This window comes from Burkholderia sp. HI2500, from assembly GCF_002223055.1.
Classification (GTDB): domain Bacteria; phylum Pseudomonadota; class Gammaproteobacteria; order Burkholderiales; family Burkholderiaceae; genus Burkholderia.
Window position 1 is genome coordinate 1,121,192 of record NZ_NKFL01000007.1, and the last position, 25,253, is coordinate 1,146,444.

The window sequence follows — 25,253 nt, forward strand, 5'->3', positions numbered from 1 at the left end:
TCGGTGACCCTCATGATCGACGTGCTTCGCTTCTGGCGAGATGTAGAAGTCTTCAACATCCCGGATGCCCCGAAAAACAAAGGAACCGGCGATGCCTCGCCTGCCGACGACGATTTGGACGAAATTGCCGACGACGCTTTACCGATTCCCGGCCTGGTAGAGCATCCCGAGGAATCGGTCATACAGCGATTTCCTACTTCCGCTCACCGAGCGACTCAACAGGGCAAGCAATTTCGTTCGCCCCTTCCATGGGAGCAGGCACGCTTCCAGGTTCCGCCTCCCCCTGAAGGTCAGAAGCCGGAACCGGGGCGGCTGATGACCTATGCCCACGCGGTCTATCTCGGGGTCGGGTCAAAGCACCCTTTCGTGGAATCCATCCTCTCGACCCTCAACCTGGCGTTCGAGGAGCACGAACTGGTTCAGCCCATTTCGGGCAATGGCTGGATGGCTGCGTTCATGGTGGGTGGCTCGGGTATGCCGCTATCCAGAACCTACACCGCGGCCAGCTTTACCGTCGGCGTGGAACTGCTGCGAGCAGCGCGCTCGCTGAACGACACCTCCGCCGCGCTGGCGAACCGTTCCAAGCGGTTTGACGATCGCATGGAAGAACGTGAAACGCAATCAACCCTCACGTGGGACGACCTGCTGCAGGAATGGTCGCATGTCCATGAATTGTTCATCGGGAAGCCGCCGTCCCCGACCGACCAGGAGGCTCCCGGAAACCTGATCGTGATCGAGAGCATCCCGATCTTCCAGCGCAAGGATGGAACACTCTACCCGTCGCCCGAGCAGGCCGCAGCCTTTCTGAACTCGTTCTATCTGGATGACCTGACGACGTTGGCCAACAGCGCCCCGTCGGCATTCAGTTCACCTCTTGCGCAGTACCTTGGGCCGGAAACATCAACGGAAGAGCGAATCGACCTGCTCGCCGATCCGGGCGCACTGGCCCGATGTGTGAGTCCAGACCTCCTGCCTGCCGGCCGATGGCCCGCCCCTCCGCACGAACACCTCGCACTTGCCCAGCAAGCCGCTGTCTACCAGATCCGGCACCGCATTGGCCAGGAAACAGGCGATCGATCCCACGGTCTCATGGCCGTGAACGGTCCGCCCGGCACCGGCAAGACCACGCTTCTGAAGGACGTGATTGCCGACGTCGTGGTCGAAAGAGCCAGGAGATTAAGCGCGCTCAAGGATCCCAAGGACTTGTTCGGGACGAAAATCCTCAAGGTCAGCGGCAAGGAAAAGACGTACGATCTGCCCGCCTTGAACGACGACATCGTGGCCGGTACCGAGATCGTCGTGACCAGCAGCAACAATGCAGCCGTCCAGAACATCAGCTTCGAGTTGCCATTTTCTTACGATCACGCCGCTTTCCCGGACGCGTCGTACCTGCCCGCTGTTGCCGTCAACGTCACCAAGGCCTTTGAGTTGAACGGCGCCCCATGGGGTCTGCTGGCCGGTGCGATGGGATCGAAGACGAACAGGGACAAACTCCTGAACGCGGTTTTCGGTTACGAGCCCGCCTACGATCCCGACGATCCCAAAACCCATCCGGATCCTGCCAAACCGGCTTCGTTGAAACCGTGGCTGGATCTCGCAAAAAGCAACCCCGCAGCCGCGGCGGAGAACTGGAGCGGCTCATCCGTCGGCCTTCCCAGGCATGCCGCATCGGGATCTCCGGCCACCAGATCAGTTTCCTGGCGCGATAGATGGAACGAGGCCAAACGAGCATTCGACCTGCGCTTCGCCACCGTCGAAGCCCTGAAAAACGACCTTCTCGCCATTCACGAAGCACTGGAAGAGCTGCCGGCGCTCCCGGCCAAACGGCAGCCGCTGCAGGATCAGCTGGCCAGTCAGCAGCGCGAATTCGCGGAATTACAGGCTGCCGAATCCGCTCGGGTTACCACGCGAGCGTCCGACGATGCGCAAGACCAGGCGACCTTGCAAGCGATGGAGGTCCGGCATGGTCGGCAAGTCGCCCGGTGTGAGCGCTTGCGCGAAAAACTCCGCGACGTTCGAACGGATGAAGATCCGGGTTGGGTCGCCCGCATGCTTAATAAAATGCTGGGCGTGAAAACGAAGGGATATCGGGACTGGCAGAACCTGGTTCGCGACGCACGCAGCGAGCTCGACACCGCCCAGCAGGGTCTGCAGTCTATCGAGGACGGCAGGGAAAATATCCAGCAGCAGCTGGCCGATCGTGAAGTGGACGCCGATGCCGAGAAGCAGGCATTCGACACACGCGCGGCCAATATGAGCCAACGCATCCAGGCATCGACTCGCGACATTCAGGACCTGGACGCCCGTGAATCCATGTTGCGTGCTCGATTGCGTGTCTTGCGTGACGGAGATGGCTCGACGTCAGCGCTCGAGACGCGTGAACCGATCTTGCCGGACCCGGATTTTCTGGCTCAGCCGGTACATGTACAGCACACGAGCAGCCTGTGGGTCTCCCGGAAATTGGATCATGCACGCTCTGAACTGTTTCTTGCCGCGCTGGCCTTGCATGAAGCGGCGTTGATGGTCAACGCCGCCACTTGGTTCAGAACCTTCCTGTCGGTGCGGAGTGTACTGACGGGTCAATCCAGCGTCAGGACTTCGGACGATCTTCTGACCATCTGGCGTTCACTCTTTTTCGTCGTACCGGTGATCTCGACCACCCTCGCCTCCTTCGGTCGACTTTTCCGGAACCTGGGAGCCAACAGCTTCGGATGGTTGCTGATAGACGAAGCCGGACAAGCCACACCCGCATCGGTCGCCGGGGCCATGTGGAGAGCGCGTCGCACGGTGGTGGTCGGAGATCCGTTGCAAATCGAGCCGGTCATGACGGTACCCAAGGCGCTCGTGGAGCGGCTCGGCCGCAACAACCAACTGGACGATGCGACCGTCGACCATTGGTCACCGTCCCTGCATTCGGTGCAAACGCTCGCCGACCGCACCATGCGGCTTGGCGCGAAGATCGGCGACACGTGGACCGGGATGCCGCTTCGCACGCATCGGCGATGCATGAATCCGATGTTCGACATCGCGAACCTGATCGCCTACGACGGCCAGATGGTCCAGGCGACGGGGAGCAAGAGCATCGATCCAGACCTGTTCGAAAGCTGCTGGATCGATGTTCAGGGGCCAGCGAACGACAAGGTCGTCGCAGCGGAAATCAAAGCGCTGGAGAAGATTCTCAATCATTTCCTGAGCAAGTGGCCACAAGTCGTCAGCAAGGGCGGCGACCGCCAACCCGCCTCCGTTTACATCATTTCCCCGTTTCGCAACGTTGCCAAAGCATGTAAAAAACTCATCTCCAGCGGGAGTCTGGAATCCCGTCTGAAGAAACTGAAAGTAAAGATCGACGCAGGCACGGTGCATACGTTTCAGGGCAAGGAAGCCTCCATCGTGTTCTTCGTGCTGGGCTCATCGCCGGGCGAGGCCGGCAATGGAAGCCGAGGTTGGGCCGCGAGCAAGCCGAACCTGCTCAACGTCGCCGCCACACGCGCGCAACAACGGTTCTATGTTATCGGGAACTACGTGGACTGGTCGTCGCTGCCCAATTTCAATGCGATGCACGAGTCGCAGAAGCGCATGAAGCGAACCAGGCTGGTCCTCGAATCGGCCGCACAAGTCCGTCTGGAACCTGTATCCGAAGAAATGTCACCGGCGAAGTAAGCCGCCGAGGCGAGCCGTGCTGCGATTGATCGCCCCGGCAGGCACGCGTGCAGCCGGATGCGCGCCGCGATCCGCACGAGCACCGGCTCGGACGGTGTGCTACCGGGCGCGCTGCGCGAGCTGTTCGACGAGGATCACGGCAACCTGTTCGAACGCATCGAGGACACCGTGATGCGCGTCGCGTTCGAATTCAGCCACCGCAACCAGATCCAGGCCGCACGGCTGCTCGGCATCAGCCGCAACGTGCTGCGGGCGCGGCTGATTCGCGCGAAGGAAATTGCGGCAGTGAAGTAGCCGCGTATGGGGGCGCACCGCTGCCCGGCTCCGGCGCGATCGCGCAGCGTTCTGTGCATCAACGTTCAAACCTGATGTATCGCGGCGCGAGCCGGAGCTTGAGCAGGCGATCGTACCGTAGCGGTAAACGATCAACTCAGCGTCTTTGTCGGCCATAGGTGCCCACCTCCCCAATCGGTGGACACCCATGCTCGTTGGTCAGCGCACCGTGACATAGACGTCGAGAATGGCCCCTTACGGTCGATCAACCTCAATTGCTATAGATCAGACCGCGAGCGGCGCCGTTGACGTAAATCCTGCCATACGTGTTCCAGTCGCCGGCGATCACGCCGGAGTCGCCGAATTGGTGCGCGTCATCGTTGAAGCGCGCCCACGTTGCACCTCCGTCGTCGGAATGGTAAATGCCCCAGACGCCGTTCAATGTGCCTTCCACATAGACCGCGGCCGAGTACGACGAACCGGTCGGTGCCCTGCCCAACGCGATCACGGTGGCGCCCGGGGTGTCATTGGTCGACGCAAAGACGCCGAGCTTCGTCCAGGTCGCCCCCGAGTCCACCGAGTGGTACACGGCCGTGCCGTCGGCCAGCCAGAGATCACCCTCGGCGTTCGGATTGACCGCCATCGACGTATCCCGCCACGCATTCCACGCCAGGTTCGCGTTCACGGAGCCCTGGCTGAGCGCGAACGTGTGGCCGCCGTCGTTCGAGACGTAGATCTTGCCGCGCTGCCAGCTCCACGGTGCGCCGCCGGAGTCGTAGGCATAGACCTTGTTCGGGTTCTTGCGGTCCGCGGCCAGGCGGTAGGCACGCGGGAAGCCGTTCCATGTGGCACTGAACGCCGGCAGGTTGGTCGCCGTCCAGCTGGCGCCATTGTTCGTCGTGTACGACGGCACCGAGTCCGGCGGTGCCCAGGTCACGTTGTTGCGGGACGGGACGACCAGGTTGCCCACGTTGCTCTGGCTTGCCGCGGCGCCGTTGGGCAGCGTCGCGAACGTCGCCCAGCTATTGCCGCTGTCGCCGGACCAGAAGCCCTTGGTCGCATGGCCGTTGGCGTTGTCGACGCCTGCGGCGGCGATGTACGTCGGATCGGACCACGACATGTCGGCCGAATTGCCGCTGCTCCACGTGTTCAACGGGCCTTTCGTCGGCCTCGTCGAGAGGTCCGTATTGACCCACGTGCCGATGTCGCCGGCGCTGTTGATGAAGTTGTACGACGCGCCGGGCGGCGCCGTGACGAGCGCCAGCGTCACGGTTTCCTCGAGGTTGTCGACCTTGGCGCGCCAGGTTGGCGTGGGCGACGAGGCGTTCATGGTTTCGCAGATGCCGCCGCCGTGGACGTGCATGACGTGATCGCGATTGGCCGGGTCGATGGCGACGCTCTCGACCCAGCCGGCGCAGCCACCCGAGGCAGTGCCGGTATGCGGCATGCCGGCCTCGATTTCGCGCCACGTGCTGCCGCCGTCATCGGATAGCTGGATGGTCTTGCTGGTGTCGCTCCAGCCGGTCATGCCCAGTGCGATGCGGGCGGACGCGCCCAGACCGGAGACGGACAGGCCGCCAAAGCCGTTGCTGCTGGAGCGGTTGAGCAGCGTCCAGTTGCTGTCGTTGCTTCCGCCGAACTTGTAGAGAGAGCTCGGCCCGCCGATGCCCTGGCCGACGCCCGCGTTGAACACCACGTAGAAGTTGCCGTCGGACGTGCGCACGACGTGCGGGATGTAGTAGCCGGACACCGTCGGCGGGACGGGCACCGGCGTCCACGAGAAGCCGCCGTTGGTGGACTTGTACAGGGTCGACGTCAGGCCCGCCGCGTTGGCGTAATCCGGGGCGACGGTGGCCCACATGATCCAGGTCGGCTGGCCGCTACCCTCGCCCGACGTATCGAAGATCACCTGTTCGACGCCGATCGGGGAACTGCCGCCGCTGATCGTGGTGGAGGACAGACCCGTGACCTGCGTCCAGGTCCGGCCCGAATCGGCACTCTTCCACAGGCCGGCCGTGCGCGATCCGTAGAACAGCGTCGACGGATTGTTCGGGTCGACTTGCAGGCGCTCGCCCGTGGCGCGGCCGTTGTCGTTGCCGCCCACCGGGAACGGCAGGTCGTAGTGCGTCCAGGTATCGCCGCGGTTGCTCGAGATGTAGATGCGGCCGTTGTGACCCTGCGTCACGGTAATGCCGGTCACCATGTAGACGAGCTGATCGTTGTTCGGGTCGAGCGCGAGGCTTTCGACGCCGTGGAAATCGCCCTCGCCCGAGCCGAAACCGACGCCGTCGGTGATGGGCGTCCACGTCGAGTTGGTCGCGTTCCAGCGGTACGCGCCGCCAACGTCGGTACGTGCGTACAGCAGGCTCGCGTTGGCGGGATGGTAGATCAGGCCGGTGACGTAGCCGCCGCCGCCCCACTTGACGCTGGTCCAGCTGGCCGCCGGCTGGTTGCTGCCGCTGCCATTTCCGCCGATCTGACTGCGATTGGCAGCTGAATTGGCGCCCGCATGGATCACACCTGTCGCGCTATCGGATCCGTCACCACAGCCCCATAACGCACACGCCATCGCCGCAACGGCGATCCATCGTTGAGAAAACACGGTCATCAGAAGTCCTTATAGAAATAGGTCCATCGCAGGGCCCGCCATCGGGCCCTGCGTGATCAACTCGTCATGAGCGACGCAATCTGCGCAGCGCTGAGCGCACCGCGATAGAGGCGGAAATCGTCGATCAGGCCGTGGAACGTGGCGTCGGCACCGTATTGCGATTTGCCCAGCCAGTTCTGCGTGGTACTGCCCAAGCGGAACGGCGCCTGGAACATCGCCGTGTTGGTGCCGACGGGCGTGCCGTCCACGTAGATCGTGCCGGTCGAACCCGATAGCGTGATGGCCACATGCACCCATCGCTTGCTCGGCAGCTCGGTGGGGGCGTCGATGATCTGTTCCGGCGGGCCGTCACCGGGGCCGTTGGCCGTCATGGCGAAGCGCATGCCGGCCCAGCCGTTGCGCAACTGCCCGCGCGGCGTGAACATCATGTAGCGGTGGAAGCCCGTGCCGAAGTCGAACAGGCGTGCCCACGTTTGCGCGCCGTTCCAGAACACCCAGCTGGCGAGGGTGAAGTCCGACACGTCGACCAGCAGATCGTCGGGCAACGCGACATACGCGCCCGAGCCGTTGAGCGAGACCGCGTTACCGTTGTGCCCGGCCGCCCACGTTGCGCCGTTGAGCGTGCCATTGCGCCTGTTGCCCGAGCTATCGGCGGCCGTGATGCCGCTGCCTTCATCAAACGTGAGGTGCGCGAGCAGCTGCTGCGCCGTGATCACTTTCACTTCGTTGGAGAACGCCGATTCGCCCGCAATCGTTTGCGCTGTCACGACATAAAAATACGTGCCGGCAGCGGCTGGCAGATCGGTATAGGTCAGCAGATCGGTGATCCCGCTCTGGATGGTTTTGTACGGCCCGCCGGCAATGGTGGCGCGCTTCACGTTGTAGCTGACGGCGTTGCTGCTGCCCCACCACGACAGCACCGCCTTGCCCGCGCTCGCGTAGCCGGTCAGGCCGGTCGGCGTTGCGGCGGGGGTGCCGGGGTCGAGCGTGCAAGTGAGCGTGCCGTAGCCAAGCTGATCGAAGCCGCCACTGTTGGGGCCGTAGTTGCCGCCGCCGCCTTCCGGTGCCACCAGTTCGGCAGCGCGCTTGGTGTAAGGCGCCGCCAGACCTTTGCGGTTGATGTAATGGTTGGCCACCAATGCCCAGCAGGGCCGCCCCAGGGCGTCGCCTCGCCCGCCGGTGGAGAACTGCGTCTGGGTGACGCCGGCGCTGTTCTGGTACGTGACGAAAGGCACCGTGTAGAACGCGCCGTCCGCCTGCTTCAGGTTGGCCTTGGCCACGTATTCCGCGCCCGCCAGAAAGCGATTGTTGTCATGGCCGTATAGGTCGATGCCCTGATTCCACGCCATCTCGCAAATGGCGCCCGTCAATGCAATGCCGAGCGTGCTGTGGCCCTGGTCCCGGCCGGCTTCCTGCCATTGCCCGAGGTTGCCGGGATGCAGGTAGTACACGGCTTGCCGGATGCAGCCGTTGCTGCCGCCGGTCTTGAAATGGGTGACGGCCTCGTTGACGAGCTCGGCATCGTCGCACAGCACGCCGATGGCCAGGATGCACGCGATGTTGGCCAGGCCCCAGTTGGCCCAGTAGTGCGTGTCCATCGCGGTGTCGATACGGGTCAGGAAAGCATGGCTGACCGGGTAGAAGACCTTGCGCATCATGGCCTGAAACGCGGCAAGCCCGGCCGGACTCCAGCCGCTGTAGCCGCGCATGATTTCAGCTGCGTTGGCGAATTCGTAGCCGTAGATGCCGGCGGCGAGCGCCACGTCGCTGCCGCCAAGCGTCGTCAGCGTCGACGCCCACTGGTCCAGATACTCCACGGCTTTGTCGGCATAGCGTTTGTCGTCCGATACCTTCCAGCGCAGCGCGTCGCCATAGGCGGCGGCGATGTCGTTGTAGAGCGCGCCGTAGTTCTGACCATGCGTGGGATCATTGCCGCGATAGATGCCGACCTGCGGGTTCGGTTGGTTCGTCAGGCGCGTGTGACCGTTGGCGACGAGCACGTTCCAGCTGTCGATCCACGGGGAAGCGTGGGCCCCGACTTTAGCGCGCATGCGTTCGAAATCCGCCTCGGTATGTAGCAACCCGGGATGCGTGAAGGCGCGGGTTTGGGCAGTGCCTGCCGACGCCGCCCCTGCGCCGATACCGTCCGAAGCTGGAACAACGCCGGACGCCTGGCTGATGCCGTTTGCCGAAGTACGCTCACCGCCTGTCACCGCGTTGCTTCCGTCGCCGCCGCATCCCGCCAGAAGCGTTGCACCGAGCCCCATCACGAAATGGCGTCGTGCAATATTCTCGATGTCGCCGAGTGGGACGATTTCCTCGGATGGCATCGTCGGTGCTCCGTTGTCTCGCATGTTGGGATCCCCAGTTTTTTAGCTATGGTCGAAGCGAAAAAAAAATGTACGAACCGTTCCGTATTCATCAGGAACGCGTAGCATTCTATCCAGCACGATAGGGAGGCAATCAAGCGAAAAAAAACATATTCACTCATGACACGCACTTGTCACATCTGTGATGGATGGATTGAGGGATGCGCGAAGCGGCTGGGCACCGCCATGGAACAAAACAAAGTCGAGCCTGGGCATGATCTGTTGTCCGTAGCGCGCTTACGGCGGAGCACGCCATCTCGAATCCGACGACCCACCTGCCAATAGAAGTTCGGCGTTGACGGCTGCGGCCGAACTTGCATCTCTTGTCTCGCTCGGAATACGCGGCCAAAGGCCGCGCATCTCACAACATGCATGGGCGTGCGCCGCACGCCGTGCAGCAACGTCCGAACCTGATGTATCGTGGCGCGAAGCGTGCGCGTCGCTTCGCCCCTGTGGAAGGTCGTCCATTCCATGACCGCCTGCCCCCGGCGACAGCGCCCGCACGATCCTGCGCAACACGAAAGGCCGTCCGGCGCCCGTGTAGGTCCGGCGTGCCTCGTTCACCTGTCCGGAATCCGTCGCCATGAAAAAGCTTGTCAACCGCCCGTCCGATGTCGTGCGAGAAATGCTGGAAGGCATCGCGCGGCAGTCGCCGCATGTCGCGATCCTCGGCGACGAGCACGTGCTCGTCCGCCAGCCGCTGCCCGAGCCCGCGCAGCGCCCCGTCGCCGTCCTCTCCGGCGGCGGCAGCGGCCACGAGCCCGCACACGGCGGCTATGTCGGCGAAGGGATGCTGAGCGCGGCCGTCTGCGGCGAAGTGTTCACGTCGCCGTCCACCGACGCCGTGCTCGCCGCGATCCGCGCCAGCGCCGGCCCGAACGGCGCACTGCTGATCGTGAAGAACTACACCGGAGACCGGCTCAACTTCGGGCTGGCCGCCGAACTCGCGCGCGCCGAAGGCATTCCCGTCGAGACGGTCATCGTCGCCGACGACGTGTCGCTGCGCGGCCGCGTCGAGCGTGGCCAGCGACGCGGGATCGCCGGCACCGTGCTGATCCACAAGCTCGCCGGCGCGGCCGCCGCGCGCGGGCTGCCGCTCGCCCGCGTCGCGGCGATCGCGCGCGACGCGGCGGCCGAACTCGGCACGATGGGCGTCGCGCTCGACGGCTGCACGATCCCGGGCGCCGACAAGTCGGGCTTCAGCCTCGGCGATCACGAGATCGAGCTCGGCCTCGGCATCCATGGCGAGAAAGGCGTCGAACGTCGCGCACCGTTGCCTGCCGATGCGCTGGCCGACACGCTGCTGTCGAGCATCGTCGCCGATCTCGTGCTCGACCGCGGCGAACGCGTCGCGCTGTTCGTCAACGGCCTCGGCGCGACGCCGGACATGGAGCTCGCGATCGTGCTGCGCGCCGCGCACGACAACCTGCACCGGCGCGGCCTCGTCGTCGCACGCGCGTGGGCCGGCACGTTCCTCTCGGCGCTGAACATGCCCGGCTGCTCGATCTCGGTGCTGCGACTGAACGACGAACGCGCGGTGCTGCTCGACGCGCCGACGCAGGCGCGCGCATGGCCGGGCGGCGGCGCGGTGAATACGCAGATCCGCGCGGCCTCGGCCGCCGTGCAGGAAGCGCCGTTGCCGCCGCTCGATGCGGCCGGCCGCGCGTGGGCCGCGCGCCTGCAACCGGCGCTGCACGCGGTCGCGCAGACGCTGATCGATCACGAGCAGACGCTGACCGACCTCGACGCGGCGGCCGGCGACGGCGATCTCGGCGCGAGCATGCTGCGCGCGGCGGAAGCGATCCTCGCACTGCCGGAAGGCGCGTACGGCACGCCGGCCGGCGCACTCTCGGCGCTCGGCGCCGCGTTGCGCCGCGCGATCGCCGGCAGTTCGGGGCCGTTCTATGCAACCGCACTGCTGCGCGCGTCGCGCCGGCTGGCCGAGATCGCCGAGCCGTCGGCGCGTGACTGGGCCGCGGCGTTCCGCGGCGCGGTGGATTCGATCAGCGAACTGGGCGGCGCGCATGCCGGCGACCGGACGATGCTCGATGCGCTGATCCCGGCCGTCGCGGCATTCGAGCGTGCGCTCGACAACGATCGCGATCCCGCCAGCGCGTGGGCCGCGGCAGTCGAAGCCGCCGAGCACGGCGCGCAGGAAACCGCACGCATGACGCCGCGCGCCGGGCGCGCCAGCTATCTCGGCGAACGCGCGATCGGCACGCCGGACGGCGGCGCGGTGGCGGTGTCGTATTGGCTGCGTGCGTTGCAGGCGCACATCGGGTGAGGGTCGAAGGCGCGCCATCGGTGTCGCGCCTTCAATGCATCGGCACGCGAGACGCCACACCGCGTCACGTGCCGATGTCGAGGATCGTTGCGATGTCGGGCGGCATCACCTCTGTGCCCATCCGCAATCAATCAGCCCGTCTTCGTCCGCCCGGGCAACAACGCCGCACCAACCACCGCCACGGCGAAACTCGCAAGCCAGCACCAATAGCCGATCGCGTCGAGATGCACGGGCTCGACGTTCCCGGCTTCGTCGACGGCAATCTGGTGCTGCGACAGGAAGCTCATCCCGAACAGCAACGCCAGACCGGCCAGCATGACCGCCTGCGCGCGGTAACGCTTCGCGGTCAGCAGCCAGGCGGCGAACACGAGCGGATTTGCGAGCCATGCATAGATACCGCCGAGCACGCCCATCCAGCCCGTCAACAGTACCTGCCAGCCGTCGGCCCATGGATGCGGAGCGGGCGCGCCGGTGCGGAACGGCGCGGTGAACATGGCGACCAGATAGAGCAGCACGCTGATCGCGAGCAACACGGTCGTGGCGCGGCCCATCGGCGGGCGAACGGGCGCGGTGGCGGACGTCGATGGTTTCATCGTCGGGCCGGGCGGCCGGCGTCGCGGCGCGCCGCCGGACACACCGTATGCACGTCGCTCAGACGCCTTCGACCAGCACGGCGCGATAGCGCGCGCCCTTGAAGCGGTGCTGGGCGACGGCCTGATATTCCGGGCCGTGATACCACGCGTGCGCCGCTTCCTTCGACGGGAACTCGACGATCACGACGCCTTCCGGTCCTTCGCCCTCGAGCGTTTCCTGCGGCCCGTAGGCTGCGAGCACCTTCACCGGATGCCCGGCGAGCGTTGCGCCAACCTTGCTCTGGTAGAGGTCGAATTCCTGCTGGTCCTGCATGCTTTCACGTGTAAACACGATGTAGGTGGCCAAGATGCGTGCTCCTGATGCGCTGCGTGGAAAGGGGATGGGACGGCCGCGCATCGCCTGGTCCGGCGAACGGCACGCGACCTGCCAGCAGCTTACAGGGGTTTGCCGACGAACGTCGGGGCTGGCCGGGTGCGCATCCGGCCGGCTTGCCGCGTGCGACAACGGTCACCCGCGTACGGATCCTGCCGCGCGCGGATGACCGGAACGGAGGCCGTCACGCAAGCGTCGCGGTGGCCTGCATCGTCAGCCAACCGTCGCGATCCTTCGCCCACAGCTCGATCGTCCGGCCGTCATCCGACGGCTTGCCGCACAGCGTGAACGGCTCCCCGTCGAACGTCGGGCGCACCGCGCGAAACGCGAAGCTCGCGAGCGTCGCGTCGGGCCGTTCGCGGTGCACGAGATCGACGAGCAGCGTCGCGATCAGCGGGCCGTGCACGACGAGCCCCGGATAGCCTTCCTCCTGCGTCACGTAGCTGCGGTCGTAGTGGATGCGGTGACCGTTGAAGGTCAGCGCCGAATAGCGGAACAGCATCACGGCGTCGGCCGTGACCGTGCGCGACCACGTCTCGCCTGCCGGCGCCGCGACCGGCTTCGGCGCCGGCGAGCCCGGCTGCGGCGCATCGCGATAGACGATGTCGTGCTCTTCCTCGACGCACAACGCGCCGTCACACTCGATCCGGTGCTGCACCGTCACGAAGACGAGCCGGCCGCTGCGGCCCGTCTTGTCCTCGATGTTCTCGATCGTCGATTCGCGCGTCGCGCGCCGGCCTGTACGTAGCGGCGCATGGAACGTCAGGCGGCCGCCGGCCCACATGCGGCGCGGCAGCGGCACGGGCGGCAGGAAGCCGCCGCGCTTCGGATGGCCATCGGGGCCGACTTCGGCCAGCGGCGCGACGGGCAGGAAATAGAGCCAGTGCCACATCGGCGGCACGACGTCGCCGGGCGGCGGGCGGTCAAGCGTGGCGGCTAGCGCGTTCAGCGGGAACGCGGCGATGTCGTCGCCGAGCGTTTCGGTCTTGCCCAGCCATGCGTCGAGCGACGCCTGGCCAGGGGGCTGCGAGGATGAAAGGGACACGTGCGGAATCTCCGGGTGGCTTGCAACGGCCTCAATATGCACGCCGCGCGCCGTTTCGCGAAACCGGATTTCCCGAACCCCGGCTTCGAACCTGCCTGACCTGCCGAGCGGCCCGGCCGGACGACTTTCGTCTGACCATTCGATCGCAGCCGCCAAACGCACCACCCGTGCCGGCAAAACCTTACAGCTTGACCATCCCCGGCACGCCGCCTAAATTGCTTCAAACGGGCTGGCCGAACCGCGTGCGACGTGTCATCCGGGTGACAAAAACGATAGTTTGCTATCGAATTAATTTGCCCCTATCATCTCGCCCATGACCAATCTGCACGACCTCCGCCTCGCCGTCAGCAGCCTTCTCGTGCTGTCCGCGCGCAAGTGGCGCCGCACCAGTGACGGCGTGCTGACCGCGTACAACGTGTCCGAGGCGTGCGCGACGCCGCTGCTGATCGCCGGACGCCTCGGCGAAGGCGTGCGCCAGGGCACGCTCGCCGAATACGTCGGCATCGAGGGGCCATCGCTCGTGCGCCTGCTCGACCAGCTGTGCGCGGCCGGCCTCGCGCGTCGCGACGAGGATCCGCACGACCGCCGCGCGAAAACGATCTCGCTGACGGCCGCCGGCCGCGCGGTCACCGCGAAGATGGAGGAAGACCTCCGCGTGCTGCGCGCGCAGGTGCTCAAGGGTGTCACGCGCGCCGATCTCGAAGCGACGCTGCGCGTGCTCGACGCGTTCAATGCGTCCGAGTCGCACACGCCCGCCGCACGCGCCTCCCACACCGGTGACGCCACGTCATGACCTACCCGAGCCTTCGCGACTGGCTGTTCTCGGGCAAGACGTTTGCCGCGTCGATGCTGGCGCTGTATCTCGGCCTGTATTTCCAGTTGCCGCGCCCGTACTGGGCGATGGCGAGCGTCTACATCGTGTCGAACCCGTTCGTCGGCGCGACGCGCTCGAAGGCGCTGTATCGCGCGCTCGGCACCGCGCTCGGCGCGGCCGCCGCGATCTTCTTCGTGCCGCCGTTCGTCGAGACGCCGCTGCTGTTCGCGATCATCGTCGCCACCTGGTGCGGCACGCTGCTCTACCTCGCGATCTCCGATCGCACCGCGCGCAGCTATGTGTTCATGCTCGCCGGCTACACGATGCCGCTGGTCGCGCTGCCGACCGTGACCGATCCGTCCACCGTGTTCGACGTCGCGATCGCACGTACCGAGGAGATCGTGCTCGGCATCGTGTGCGCGAGCGTGGTCGGCAGCGCGATCTTCCCGAACCGGCTCGCGCCGACGCTGATCGAGCGCACCGACGCGTGGTTCAAGGATGCCGCGTTCTATGGCCGCGAGACGCTGTCCGGGCACATCGCCGGCAAGGCGCTGTCCGCGTGCCGGCAACGCCTCGCGGCGACCATCACGGGCCTCGAATTCCTGCTGAGCCAGCTGAGCTACGACCATGCGCACCCGCGCATCCTCGCGCGGGCACAGGCGCTCGCGGGCCGGATGCAGCTGTTCCTGCCGCTGATGTCGTCGCTCGCCGATCCGTTGATCGCCCTGATGCGCGACCTGCACATCCGGCCGGCCGGGCTCGACGAGTTGCTCGCCGATGCCGCGACGTGGTTCGACGCGCCGCTGCCGGCCGTCCGGGCCGGCACCGACGGCGACATGACCGACGACCCGGTCGCGCAACGCCTGCGCGAACGCATCGCCGCGCTGCAGCCGGCCGACGACGCGCTCGCGAGCTGGGACGGTGCGCTGCTGTCGAACGCGCTATGGCGGCTGCGCCAGGTCATCGACATCTGGCAGGACTGCCGCTCGCTGCGCGCGCTGATCGGCAACGAAGCGGGCGTCTGGCAGCCGCGCTACCGGCACTGGCGGCTCGGCGGCACCGAGCGCTTCTTCGATCGCGGGATGATGCTGTTTTCGACGCTGACCGTGGTCGCCGCGATCGTGTTCGCGAGCTGGCTGTGGATCGCGTCTGGCTGGCACGACGGCGCCGCCGCCGTCACGCTCGTGGCCGTGTCGTGCAGCTTCTTCGCTGCGCTCGACGAGCCGGCGCCGCTGGTGTTCAAGTTCTTCCTCGCGACGACCGCGAGCGTCGTGTTCGCGGGCCTGTACCTGTTCGTCGTGCTGCCGCACGTGCACGATTTCGCAATGCTCGTCGTGATGTTCGCGGGCCCGTTCATCCTGATCGGCACGCTGCTGCCGCGCCCGCAGTTCAACATGGTGACGATGCTCGTCGCCGTGAACACGGCCACCTTCATCAGCATCCAGGGTGCGTACGACGCGGATTTCTTCGTGTTCCTGAACAGCAACCTCGCGGGCGTCGCCGGGCTGTTGTTCGCCTATGTATGGACGCGTGCGACGCGGCCGTTCGGCGCGGAACTCGCGGTGCGGCGCCTGCTGCGCTCGGGCTGGGAAGACGTCGCACGCTCCGCGTCGACACAACCGCTCGACGACCAGCGCAACCACGCGTCGCGAATGCTCGACCGCGTCACGCAGCTGCTGCCGCGCCTCGGTGCGTCCGACGATCATCGCCACCCGTCGATCGAAAGCTTCCGCGACCTGCGCATCGCGCTCAATGCGCTCGACCTGCGCCGCTCGCGCCGCCGGCTGTCCGGCGACGTGCCCGACGCGATCGACCGCGTGCTGGCCGGCGTCACCGACCACTACGAACGCTGCGCCGCCGCGAACGCGCGCCAGCCGGCGCCGCCCGCGCTGCTCGCGACGATCGACGACGCACTGCAACGCGTCGCGGGCCGCAACCTGCCGGGTGCCGCACCGGCAGAAGACGGCGCTGCGCCCGCCGCACCGGCCACGCCTGCCACGCATCGCCGGCTGCGCGACACGCTGCACGCGCTCGTCGGCCTGCGCCTGTCGCTGTATCCGGCCGCGGCCGGGCAGCCGCCGCAGGCGCCGGACGGAGCACGCGCATGATCCCGCTTTCCCATCCGTCCTTCCGACCGCGACCATGATCGGCGAAATCGACATCTTCGGCGTATTCGTGCCGGCCCCGCTCGTGCTGATGCTGATCGCCTACCTGATCAACATCGTCGTGCGCGCCGTGCTCGAGCGCGTCGGCTTCTACCGCCTCGTCTGGCACCGTTCGATCTTCGACCTCGGCATCTACGTATTCGTGTTTGCCGCCGTCGTGATCGTTTCCCACCATCTCGTGGCTACCTAACGTGAAAAAAACCTGGCTCTCGGCAGGGCAAATCCTGCTCACCCTGATCGTCGTCGTCGTGGCTGCCGTCGTGCTGTGGCGCATCGTCAACTACTACATGTTCTCGCCGTGGACCCGCGACGGTCACGTGCGCGCCGACGTGATCCAGGTCGCGCCGGACGTGGCGGGCCTCATCACGTCGGTGCAGGTCGCCGACAACCAGGAGGTCAAGCGCGGCCAGGTGCTGTTCGTGATCGACCAGGCGCGCTACACGCTCGCGGAGCGGCTCGCCGAAGCCACGCTCGCGCAGCGCCGCGCGACGCTCGCGCAGGCGAAGCGCGAGTACGCCCGCAACCTGCAGCTCGGCAACCTGGTCGCGAGCGAGCAGGTCGAGGAAAGCCGCACGCGCGTCGAACAGGGCGAAGCCGCCGTCGCCGATGCGCAGGTGTCGCTCGACACCGCGAAGCTGAACCTGCAGCGCACGACGATCGTCAGTCCCGTAGACGGCTACCTGAACGACCGCGCGCCGCGCGTCGGCGAATACGTGCCGGCCGGCCGCGCGGTGCTGTCGGTCGTCGACCGCAATTCGTTCCGCGTCGACGGCTACTTCGAGGAAACCAAGCTGCGCGGCATCCACATCGGCCAGCCGGTCGACATCATCGTGATGGGCGAGCCGCGTGCGCTGCGCGGGCACGTGCAGAGCATCGTCGCGGCGATCGAGGATCGCGACCGCACGCAGGGCGCGAACCTGCTGCCGAACGTGAACCCCGCATTCAGCTGGGTGCGGCTCGCGCAGCGTGTACCGGTGCGCGTCGTGCTCGACGAGGTGCCCGACGATTTCCGGATGATCGCGGGCCGTACCGCGACCGTCTCGATGCGCGAAGCCGACACGCGACGCAACGACCAGGCGAAGCCGGCGGCCGGCGCGTCGGCGGTCGCCGCACCGGTATCGACGGCTTCCGGCGCCGCCGCCAGCGCGGCAGGAGCATCACAATGAAGCGGCACGGTCTGCGTCTCGCCGCGACGCTCGCGCCGCTTGCGCTCGCACTCGGCGCGTGCAAGTCGGTCGGCCCCGATTACACGCTGCCGCAGCAGGCGTACGTGAATGCGCCGCTCGCGAACCATGCGCTCGACGATGCGAACGGCACGCTCGTGTCGCGCGACGCCGTGCCCGGCAACTGGTGGCAGCTCTACGACGATCCCGTGCTCAACGGGCTCGTGCGCGATGCACTGAAGTCGAACACCGACCTGCGCGTCGCCGCGGCCAACCTCGCGCGCTCGCGCGCGGCGCTGGAAGTCGCAAGCCAGCAGGGTGGCTTCTCGGGCGGCGCGGAGGCCGCCGTGCAGCGCGCCCAGGAATCGGCCGAGCAATACCTGCTCGAGAACAAGCTGCCGGTCGTCAACGAAGGCACGGTCGGCATCAACGTGTCGTACGAGATCGACCTGTTCGGCAAGCTGCGGCGCGGCGTCGAAGCCGCGCGCGCGGACAGCGAAGCCGTCAGGGCCGCCGGCGACCTGGCACGCATCACGGTCGTCGCCGACGTCGTGCGGGCGTACGTCGAGTCGTGCTCGGCCGGCGACGAGCTGGCCGTCGCGAAGCAGTCGCTCGCGCTGCAGAAGCAGCGCGTCGCGCTATCGCAGCGGCTGCGCGATGCCGGGCGCGGCAACCAGACCGACGTGACGCGCGGCGTGACGCAGGTGCGCACCCTCGCCGCCGATATCCCGCGCTTCGAAGGCCGCCGCAAGGTCGCGCAATACCAGCTTGCCGCGCTGCTCGCGCGCTCGCCGGCCGACCTGCCGAAGGCCGTTGCCGAATGCGAGCGCCTGCCGAAGCTGCGCCAGCCGATCCCGATCGGCGACGGCGCCGCGCTGCTGCGCCGCCGCCCCGACGTGCGCGCAGCCGAGCGGCAACTCGCGGCCGCGACCGCGCGGATCGGCGTGGCGACCGCCGCGCTGTACCCGTCGATCAGCATCGGTGCGTCGGCCGGCTCGGTCGGTGTCGCCGCCGACCTGTTCTCGTCCACGACGAATCGCTGGTCGTTTGGCCCGCTGATCAGCTGGTCGTTCCCCGTCAACGGCCAGCGTGCGCGCGTACGCGAGGCCGAAGCGGCGACGGGTGGCGCGCTCGCGCACTTCGACGGCGTCGTGCTGAACGCGCTGCGCGAAACGCAGTCGAGCCTCGCGACCTATGCCGCCGACGTGCAGCGCACGGAAGCGCTGCGCACGGCGTATGAATCGGCACGCAATTCCGCCGACGAAACGCATCGCCTCTATCTGGCCGGCCGCGAGTCGTTCATCTCCGATCTCGACGCGACGCGCACGCTGACGAGCGCGCAGGCGCAGGTGGCGGCAGCCGAAGGCCAGGTCGCGACCGACCAGGTGCGGCTCTTCCTCGCGCTCGGCGGGGGGTGGGAATCCGACGGTACGACGGCCGCAGCGGACGCCCGTCCCGCCGCGACACGCACCGCCGCGACACCCGCGACCAGCGAGTAATCACGGCAGCGCTGTCATCTTCAGTACATCACGCGCACCTGGCGAAGCGCTCGGTGGCGGCGGGCTTTCCTGATTCGCGCCATAGCGCCGGAAGGACGACGAACACCCACGTTGACGGTAAACTGGCAAATGCATTTCCATTCATCTTTCGCCGCTGAACCCCCAGCGGTATCCACCCGGAGATCCATCATGCGAACCAGCGCCCGCAACCATTTCGCCGGCCAGGTCAGCGCCGTCAAGACCGGTGCCGTCAACGACGAAATCACGCTCCGCACGCAGGACGGTCTCGACATCGTCGCCGTGATCACCCACGGCAGCGCGGCGTCGCTGGGCCTCGCGGCCGGCTCGAAGGCATTCGCACTCGTGAAGGCGTCGTCGGTGATCGTGATGGTCGACGTCGACAGCAGCAAGGTGTCGGCCCGCAACTGCGTCGCGGGCACCGTATCGTCGGTTGCGAAAGGCGCGGTCAATTCGGAAGTCGTGATCAAGGCCTCGGGCGGCGCCGAAATCGTCGCGATCATCACCAACGACAGCGTCGATCGCCTCGGCCTCGCGAGCGGCACGGCTGCGTCCGCGATCTTCAAGGCATCGAGCGTGATCGTCGGCGTCGAGTGAACGCGTGACGATCGCGATGGCGATCCGTTTGGCACGGCGCATTCACACGAATCGCGCCGTGCGGCTGCCGGTCGGATGCGTGCGATGACGACCGCGTTCGATCACGTTCGGCAACGGGCGCTGCAGTCGTTGCTGTCCGCGGCGGCCAGTGCCGACACACCCGATGCACGCCTGTTCGGCGCACTCGTTGCGGCACGCGCGCGCCGCAATGAACTCGGGCTGCTCGGCCTGTCTCGTCGCCAACTGGCCGGCCTGCTGACGCGGCAGTTTCCGCACCTGCCTGCGGCCGAGGTCGCAGCGCTCGCGCCAACGGCCGCGACGGCAGTGCTGCCATCCACTCACGCGGCGTTCGTCACCACGCTGCACACGCGGCTGATGAACGACGCGAATCCCGCCGCCGACCGCGACGACGCCGGCTGTCTCGCGTCGATCATCGCGCACGCCTGCCTGCGCCCCGATCATCTGTGGCGCGATCTCGGGCTCGACGGGCGCGACGCGGTATCCGCGATGCTCGATCGCTATTTCCCCGCGCTTGCCGCGCGCAACGTCGCTCACCTGCGCTGGAAGAAATTCCTCGCACAGGAAGTGGCCGCCTCGCTCGATGTGCCGCCCGGCCCCGCCCCCGGGTGCCCGGGCTGCGAGGATTTCGGCTTCTGCTTTCCTCACGCGCGATAACCACCACGGCTGCGTGGCCGCCCATTCGAGTCGTCGCATCGCCATCCGGAGAAACCGCCCCATAAACGGTTACCTTGCACACCGTATCGCCTGCTGTTCATGACGCGGTCAATGCCGGTGCCGGTGATGAATGTCCGGAAAATGCGCATGGCTGTGCGTGATCGGCAGATGCACATGCGGATGCGTGTGCGGCTCGTTGCCGTCGTACGCAAAATCGTGCGCGTGCTGGTGATGTTCGTCGTGCCGATGCCGATGCGTGTGCTCGAGTGGCTCGTGCGTGTGCGTGTGTTCATGCCGTTCGCGAACGTGCAGCCAGATCCCGAGCGCCATCAGCACGGCCGCGATCCAGAACGTCGCGGGCGGCAGCGCGGGCCAGATCAGCAGCGACAGCACGACGCCGAACAGCGGCGCGATCGAGAAATATGCGCCCGTGCGCGCGCTGCCGAGATGACGCAGTGCGACGACGAACAGCACGAGGCTGATCCCGTAGCCGCCGAGCCCCGTCAGCATCGCGGCAGCCGTGACCGGGACAGCCGGCAGCGTCGTGCCGGTCGCCAGCGCGATGCCGATGTTCACGGGGCCGGCGATCAGCCCCTTCGCGCACGCGATGACCATCGCATCGTTTGCGGCCACCTTGCGGGTCAGGTTGTTGTCGACCGCCCAGCACAGGCATGCGCCGACGATCAGCAACGCGCCGACCGGCACGCCTGCGTGGGCCGGCGTCCACGACAGCAGCGTGCCGCCGGCGACGATCGCGACCATTCCGAGGAACACCTGCGAATCCACGTTCTCGCGAAACACGACCCACGCGATGACAGCCGTCAGCACGCCCTCGAGATTGAGCAGCAACGCACTCGTCGCGGCTGGCGTGCTCGACAGCCCGAGCATCAGCAAAGCCGGTCCGGCCACTCCGCCCGCCGCAATCGCGCCGGCCAGCCACGGCAGGTCTGCACGCTGCAGCGGCGCGGCGCCTGCGGTCGTTGCATGCCGGTTGTGCAGGCGACGAAGCAGGATCCCGATACCGAGCCCGACACCGCTGCCGAGATAGAACAGGCCAGCGACCATGAACGGCGACATCGCGCCGATCAGCGCCTTGGCGAGCGGTGTCGCGGCGCCGAACAGCGCGGCAGCGGTGAGCGCGACGAGAATCGCGGAATGTCTCGAGTGCATGATCCGGTTCGAATTGACGTTGAAAGGCGCTGGTCGTCGCAGCGGGTTGCGTCGCGGTGGGCTTTTCGACCCTTTCGCAATGTAAGCTGCATTGCAGCCGGCCAGCTTGCGCGCGACCTGGCGACCTCGACGCGATTATCGCGCGTCGTCATGTCACGATGACCGAGTGCGATCGTCCACGCGCCAGTCGATGGCTTCGACATGCCGCTATTTTAGGAAAACGAATTAATCGAACGAAGCGTTGCCGTGTTCGGTGTAGGCGTACCGTTCATGCGCAAACGACAAAGTCGAAACAACGCGCGTGCGGCATCGATCGGCGAACTTTCTTCGTCCGGTCGCGTGGTCTGTTCGAGGTGGGATAGGTGAGAGCCCGGCACGGCGAGCCCCGGTGGGAGCAGTCCTGACCTGCCTCGGTCGAGGCAGGCCAGTCTGTCGGGTCATTCACCGCAGGCGATGTGCCTGCGGGACAGCGCCGTGCGGTATGCAGCGGCGCGGTGCGGATTACGCGTTTCCGGCCGTTTGCGGCTCGACCTGCGGCGCTGCGTCGGCTTGCGCTTCCACGTTTGCCGCTTGCGGCTCGGCGGCGGCCTCGGCCTGCTGCTCTGCCTTCGGCTGCTGCGGCGCGCCCTTGGCCGATTGCCCCGCGCCCTTGTTGCCGGGGCGACGAGCCTTCAGGCGGCGTGCCCGAGCCGCATCGTCATGCGTGACGCGCCCTGCTTCGTTACCCTGCAGATCGACCCGCACGGCGTCTTCGACGAGGCACGACCAGTAACGGTTGCCACGGCACCACGTCGACATCGCTTCACGCAGTTCGGCTTCGCTGAGCCCGACGGCCTGTGCTTCACGTGCGAGGTCGTCCCAGATCCCGACCTTGAGCGGCACTTTGGGGGCCGGATTCTTCGGGAACGCACGCGGAAACTTACGCTGCAGTTTGCCGATCGCAACGATGACCGGATCGACCGGCGCCGCCGGCTTCGCCGAAGCCGGCTTCGCGCGGTGCGCCGCTTTGCCGCCGGCCGCAGCCGGCTTGGCGCCACGCTGCGGCTGGTCGCCGGACTTCGGCTTCGCGCCGGTGTCCGCCGGCGCTGCCGGCCGCTTCGCGTTGCGCTCCTGCTTGGCCTTCGCTGCGAGCTGCGCCCGCAATTCGGCAAGTTGTTCAAAACCCATAAATTCAATCCACCAGGAATATAAGGTGTGGTTCGTGCGGTCATGCCGCGCGGCGCACAAGCTTCGCCGCCATGCGTGCGACCCGTCTGCCGCCGATGCGGAACACTACGGGGCCGCATCGCGCACGCCACTCTGTTTCAGGCACCCGGCCACGATGCCGGACAAGGCAGGAGTGGAAGTATACCGGTACGCGCGGCGGCCGGTTGACTCACTGGTCTGCGTTAGCCCGATTCGGGGTACCGGAAATGCGTCCATGCGGTCGTGTTGCGCATTATATGGATACGTTTCCGGAAGTCACGCCGTTCACTCTCGTTAGCGGAAATCGTGGCCATTTTCCGTGCTGCGATTGCCCCGGCGGCACCGGTCGACGCCCGACACGTGGTATTCCGCCTCGGGACGTCGAACGCGATCCCGCCGCACCGGTGCGTCGCGGGCCCGGGCTGCGATTCTGCATCCCGGGCAGCGGCGTCGGCTGCGTGCAAATCAACGATCACCGCGATGGAGCGGCGCAAGTGCCGTACCTATTCGACAGCATCGGTGCCCGCACACGACTCGTTGCGTCCGCATCCATCCCGTGGCGCACGAAGAGGCTGAAAAGTGCGTAGTATGGCCGGATCGATGTCGTCGGCAGCGTACCCCAGCCGGTTTCGCCGAGCCCCACCGGCGAGCCGCCGACATCCCGCTTGCCTGCCAAAAGAACGAACCGGTTGTACGAAACGGAGCAGAGACATGGTTCCCCCACACGACATCCCGCACGACGGCATCACGCGCGAGGAGATTCACCATCGGCAAATCGACATGCGCGGCTATCGGCGCAGCGACGGCCGGTTCGAAGTGACGGCCTGCCTCGCGGACCGCAAAACCTTTGATTTCACGCCGCCGGGCGGCACGCGGACGGTCGCTGCGCTGTCGCCGATCCACGACCTCGGCGTGACGCTGGTCTTCGACGCCGACATGGTCGTCCGCGCCGTGTCCACGTTCCTCCGGTCGCATCCGTATGCGCAGTGCCCGGGCGGCGGCGACTCGCTGCAGGCGCTCGTCGGACTGAGCATCGGCGCGGGCTGGAACAGCGAGATTCGCAAGCGCCTGCCGTCCTGCGATACGTGCACGCACCTGAAGGAGTTGCTCGGCCCGATCGCCACCACGGCCTATCAGACGATGGTCGGCATGCGGAAGTCGTCGCTCGAGGCGCGCGACAGCGACGGAAAACCGCTCAAGATCGACAGTTGCCATGCCTATGGCGCATCGCGCGATCTCGTGAAACGTCTTTGGCCCGAATATCACCGGCCTTCCGAGGCGGCAAAGGGCGGCTAAGGGCCGGGCATTCGGCCAGTACCGTAGCCCGCACGATCGGTGCTGCTCGAGAACGCGCGCGTCGCGTGCACAAACGTGCGTCGACCGGTCATCGCAGTCGCAGTTGCAGCGCTGGCGATCAAAAAACGCCCAGCGAGAGTCCCGCTGCAAGACCGGCGCCCAATTCGGCGCAGCGCGCGAGATCGTCGCCGTCGATCGTCTTCGCCGCGAGGATGCGTTCCGGCGTCTGCGCGTGCGTACAGACGATCAGGCCCGGCGCCACGTTCTTCAACCGCCATCCGGTCGCGATCCGGTCGATCTGGCGCAGCGCGTTCTGCCCGTCGCTTCCCGCGCAGATCATCACCGCATACGGGCGGCCGTTCACGCGATCGAGCGCCGCGTAGTAGCAGCGGTCGAAGAAATCCTTCATCAGCCCGGACATTGCCGCGAGATTCTCCGGCGTGGCGAACAGATAGGCGTCGGCGGCCAGCACGTCGTCCGCGCTCGTCGCATCGGCGCGCTGCAGCCTCACGTCGACGCCGATTTGCTCGCGCGCAGCGCCGGCGGCCGCTTCGGCCATCTGTTGCGTGCCTCCGGTCATCGTGTGATAGACGATCAACAGCGTCTTCATTCGTCGTGACTCACGTTCGGTTCAGGTGCGCTGACTGCATCGACGATTTCCGCTGAATGGCCGGAGATCCGATGAAGCAGTCCCGCATTCGCTTTCGCGGATCTGCCGGTTTGCCGGCGCGTCGTTGCGAGGCACGTTCCGATCATGCACGTTGCGCCAGGTTCGATTCGCACAAGTTCGACCGTATACACGATCAGTCCGTTACGCCGCGCGATGCGTCGGTATGTTCCGGCTGCGCGTAGTACGCGAGAAACATGTCGGCGGCGGATTCAGCGACTTTCTGTTGCGCCGGCTCCGCGAGCGGCGGCTGACCCATCGTTATCTGCGGCCAGAACGCGAATGCCTTCACGACACCGTGCAACTGATGCGCGGCAAACACCGGATCGGTGACCGACAGGCGTCCGGCCGCCGCGGCCGTCCGCACCCAGACCGTCATGTCTTCCTCGCGTTCGCCAAGACGCTCGACCATGTCACGCGCACGTTCCGGCGAATGGATGGCCGCACCGATCGCGACGCGTGCGAGCGACAGAAATGCCTCGTCGCTGAGCAGGCGCATTTTGCGATCCAGCAATGCGAGCAATTGCTCGCGCAGCGGCACATCGGCACGATAGGTTGGCGAACTGCCTGTCCGCGTTGCATCCCACAATTTTTGCAGGATGGCGGCGAACAACGTTTCCTTGCCCGGGAAGTGGTTATAGACCGTGCGTTTCGACACGTCCGCACGCGCGGCGATGCGGTCCATGCTGGTCGCGTCGTAACCCGCCGCGAGAAATTCCTCGATGGCCGCGTCGACGATGGCCGCGCGCTTTCGATCGGTCAGGCGCTGAGGGGGAGTGCTGGTATCCATTCAGAAATT

At 66.5% G+C, this 25,253-nt stretch carries 19 protein-coding genes and 1 pseudogene; 11 read left to right on the forward strand and 9 right to left on the reverse strand.

Annotated elements, in window-relative coordinates:
• The first annotated feature begins 12 nt into the window (after positions 1 to 12).
• Both CFB45_RS37055 and CFB45_RS37060 read left to right on the forward strand, forming a co-directional pair.
• Entirely contained in the window at positions 13 to 3,660 is a 3,648-nt protein-coding gene (locus CFB45_RS37055; protein ID WP_089430016.1) for a DEAD/DEAH box helicase, read from the forward strand.
• Positions 3,661 to 3,759: 99 nt separating this feature from the next.
• Positions 3,760 to 3,954, forward strand: a pseudogene (locus CFB45_RS37060) (helix-turn-helix domain-containing protein); the annotation flags it as partial.
• A gap of 250 nt (positions 3,955 to 4,204) precedes the next feature.
• On the opposite strand, the gene CFB45_RS37065 reads toward CFB45_RS37060, so the two are convergent.
• Positions 4,205 to 6,451 carry a WD40/YVTN/BNR-like repeat-containing protein gene (locus tag CFB45_RS37065; RefSeq protein ID WP_256978515.1) on the reverse strand — a complete coding sequence of 749 codons (2,247 nt, stop codon included), beginning with the start codon at positions 6,449 to 6,451 and terminating at the stop codon, positions 4,205 to 4,207.
• A 146-nt stretch (positions 6,452 to 6,597) separates the two neighbouring features.
• Entirely contained in the window at positions 6,598 to 8,871 is a 2,274-nt protein-coding gene (locus CFB45_RS37070) for a LamG-like jellyroll fold domain-containing protein (RefSeq protein ID WP_089430018.1), read from the reverse strand.
• 622 nt (positions 8,872 to 9,493) lie between these two features.
• Here CFB45_RS37070 and CFB45_RS37075 point away from each other — a divergent pair.
• On the forward strand, positions 9,494 to 11,194 hold the full coding sequence (locus CFB45_RS37075; protein ID WP_089430019.1) for a dihydroxyacetone kinase family protein: 1,701 nt from the start codon (positions 9,494 to 9,496) through the stop codon (positions 11,192 to 11,194).
• A 131-nt stretch (positions 11,195 to 11,325) separates the two neighbouring features.
• Here CFB45_RS37075 and CFB45_RS37080 read toward each other — a convergent pair whose 3' ends face one another.
• From CFB45_RS37080 to CFB45_RS37090, 3 genes are all read right to left on the reverse strand, one after another.
• The gene (locus tag CFB45_RS37080; protein ID WP_144025276.1) at positions 11,326 to 11,787 is read right to left on the reverse strand and encodes a hypothetical protein; all 462 of its coding nucleotides are present in this window, start codon (positions 11,785 to 11,787) and stop codon (positions 11,326 to 11,328) included.
• A 58-nt stretch (positions 11,788 to 11,845) separates the two neighbouring features.
• Positions 11,846 to 12,133, reverse strand: coding sequence for a DUF1330 domain-containing protein (locus CFB45_RS37085; RefSeq protein WP_039369252.1), 288 nt, complete (start codon positions 12,131 to 12,133; stop codon positions 11,846 to 11,848).
• A 211-nt stretch (positions 12,134 to 12,344) separates the two neighbouring features.
• Positions 12,345 to 13,205 carry an FAS1-like dehydratase domain-containing protein gene (locus tag CFB45_RS37090; protein WP_179255150.1) on the reverse strand — a complete coding sequence of 287 codons (861 nt, stop codon included), beginning with the start codon at positions 13,203 to 13,205 and terminating at the stop codon, positions 12,345 to 12,347.
• 313 nt (positions 13,206 to 13,518) lie between these two features.
• Between CFB45_RS37090 and CFB45_RS37095 the strand changes: the two genes are divergently transcribed.
• The 7 genes from CFB45_RS37095 to CFB45_RS37125 all read left to right on the forward strand — a co-directional run bounded on the left by CFB45_RS37095 (position 13,519) and on the right by CFB45_RS37125 (position 20,136).
• Entirely contained in the window at positions 13,519 to 13,998 is a 480-nt protein-coding gene (locus tag CFB45_RS37095; RefSeq protein WP_089430021.1) for a MarR family winged helix-turn-helix transcriptional regulator, read from the forward strand.
• The gene (locus CFB45_RS37100) at positions 13,995 to 16,127 is read left to right on the forward strand and encodes an FUSC family protein (RefSeq protein ID WP_089430022.1); all 2,133 of its coding nucleotides are present in this window, start codon (positions 13,995 to 13,997) and stop codon (positions 16,125 to 16,127) included. The genes CFB45_RS37095 and CFB45_RS37100 overlap by 4 nt, the downstream gene beginning before the upstream one ends.
• A gap of 34 nt (positions 16,128 to 16,161) precedes the next feature.
• Positions 16,162 to 16,374: a DUF1656 domain-containing protein gene (locus CFB45_RS37105; protein ID WP_011350409.1), complete on the forward strand. Its 213-nt coding sequence runs from the start codon at positions 16,162 to 16,164 to the stop codon at positions 16,372 to 16,374.
• Position 16,375: 1 nt separating this feature from the next.
• Complete coding sequence (locus CFB45_RS37110; protein ID WP_089430023.1) at positions 16,376 to 17,350, forward strand: efflux RND transporter periplasmic adaptor subunit; 975 nt, start codon at positions 16,376 to 16,378, stop codon at positions 17,348 to 17,350.
• Complete coding sequence (locus CFB45_RS37115) at positions 17,347 to 18,846, forward strand: efflux transporter outer membrane subunit (RefSeq protein ID WP_089430024.1); 1,500 nt, start codon at positions 17,347 to 17,349, stop codon at positions 18,844 to 18,846. Before CFB45_RS37110 ends, CFB45_RS37115 begins: the two co-directional genes overlap by 4 nt.
• Before the next feature lie 189 nt (positions 18,847 to 19,035).
• The gene (locus tag CFB45_RS37120; protein ID WP_089430025.1) at positions 19,036 to 19,461 is read left to right on the forward strand and encodes a TOBE domain-containing protein; all 426 of its coding nucleotides are present in this window, start codon (positions 19,036 to 19,038) and stop codon (positions 19,459 to 19,461) included.
• Positions 19,462 to 19,545: 84 nt separating this feature from the next.
• Positions 19,546 to 20,136, forward strand: a complete 591-nt coding sequence (locus tag CFB45_RS37125; protein WP_089430160.1) for a nitrogen fixation protein NifQ — start codon at positions 19,546 to 19,548, stop codon at positions 20,134 to 20,136.
• 108 nt (positions 20,137 to 20,244) lie between these two features.
• Here CFB45_RS37125 and CFB45_RS37130 read toward each other — a convergent pair whose 3' ends face one another.
• Positions 20,245 to 21,306, reverse strand: a complete 1,062-nt coding sequence (locus CFB45_RS37130; protein WP_089430026.1) for a DMT family transporter — start codon at positions 21,304 to 21,306, stop codon at positions 20,245 to 20,247.
• A gap of 501 nt (positions 21,307 to 21,807) precedes the next feature.
• On the reverse strand, positions 21,808 to 22,473 hold the full coding sequence (locus CFB45_RS37135) for a ProQ/FinO family protein (protein ID WP_089430027.1): 666 nt from the start codon (positions 22,471 to 22,473) through the stop codon (positions 21,808 to 21,810).
• A 729-nt stretch (positions 22,474 to 23,202) separates the two neighbouring features.
• On the opposite strand from CFB45_RS37135, the gene CFB45_RS37140 reads away from it, so the two are divergent.
• Entirely contained in the window at positions 23,203 to 23,787 is a 585-nt protein-coding gene (locus CFB45_RS37140) for a DUF2889 domain-containing protein (protein WP_089430028.1), read from the forward strand.
• A 118-nt stretch (positions 23,788 to 23,905) separates the two neighbouring features.
• Here CFB45_RS37140 and CFB45_RS37145 read toward each other — a convergent pair whose 3' ends face one another.
• A complete protein-coding gene (locus CFB45_RS37145; protein WP_089430029.1) occupies positions 23,906 to 24,397 on the reverse strand; it encodes a flavodoxin family protein in 492 nt (163 codons plus the stop codon).
• A 193-nt stretch (positions 24,398 to 24,590) separates the two neighbouring features.
• Positions 24,591 to 25,244, reverse strand: coding sequence for a TetR/AcrR family transcriptional regulator (locus CFB45_RS37150; protein WP_089430030.1), 654 nt, complete (start codon positions 25,242 to 25,244; stop codon positions 24,591 to 24,593).
• Positions 25,245 to 25,253 lie beyond the last annotated feature (9 nt).

Bases quoted from the DNA above. Each gene is read 5' to 3' on its own strand.
- CFB45_RS37055 (WP_089430016.1), top strand. From the start codon at position 13: ATGATCGACGTGCTTCGCTTCTGGCGAGATGTAGAAGTCTTCAACATC.
- CFB45_RS37070 (WP_089430018.1), bottom strand. From the start codon at position 8,871: ATGCCATCCGAGGAAATCGTCCCACTCGGCGACATCGAGAATATTGCA.
- CFB45_RS37075 (WP_089430019.1), top strand. From the start codon at position 9,494: ATGAAAAAGCTTGTCAACCGCCCGTCCGATGTCGTGCGAGAAATGCTG.
- CFB45_RS37080 (WP_144025276.1), bottom strand. From the start codon at position 11,787: ATGAAACCATCGACGTCCGCCACCGCGCCCGTTCGCCCGCCGATGGGC.
- CFB45_RS37095 (WP_089430021.1), top strand. From the start codon at position 13,519: ATGACCAATCTGCACGACCTCCGCCTCGCCGTCAGCAGCCTTCTCGTG.
- CFB45_RS37100 (WP_089430022.1), top strand. From the start codon at position 13,995: ATGACCTACCCGAGCCTTCGCGACTGGCTGTTCTCGGGCAAGACGTTT.
- CFB45_RS37105 (WP_011350409.1), top strand. From the start codon at position 16,162: ATGATCGGCGAAATCGACATCTTCGGCGTATTCGTGCCGGCCCCGCTC.
- CFB45_RS37115 (WP_089430024.1), top strand. From the start codon at position 17,347: ATGAAGCGGCACGGTCTGCGTCTCGCCGCGACGCTCGCGCCGCTTGCG.
- CFB45_RS37120 (WP_089430025.1), top strand. From the start codon at position 19,036: ATGCGAACCAGCGCCCGCAACCATTTCGCCGGCCAGGTCAGCGCCGTC.
- CFB45_RS37125 (WP_089430160.1), top strand. From the start codon at position 19,546: ATGACGACCGCGTTCGATCACGTTCGGCAACGGGCGCTGCAGTCGTTG.
- CFB45_RS37130 (WP_089430026.1), bottom strand. From the start codon at position 21,306: ATGCACTCGAGACATTCCGCGATTCTCGTCGCGCTCACCGCTGCCGCG.
- CFB45_RS37135 (WP_089430027.1), bottom strand. From the start codon at position 22,473: ATGGGTTTTGAACAACTTGCCGAATTGCGGGCGCAGCTCGCAGCGAAG.
- CFB45_RS37140 (WP_089430028.1), top strand. From the start codon at position 23,203: ATGGTTCCCCCACACGACATCCCGCACGACGGCATCACGCGCGAGGAG.
- CFB45_RS37145 (WP_089430029.1), bottom strand. From the start codon at position 24,397: ATGAAGACGCTGTTGATCGTCTATCACACGATGACCGGAGGCACGCAA.
- CFB45_RS37150 (WP_089430030.1), bottom strand. From the start codon at position 25,244: ATGGATACCAGCACTCCCCCTCAGCGCCTGACCGATCGAAAGCGCGCG.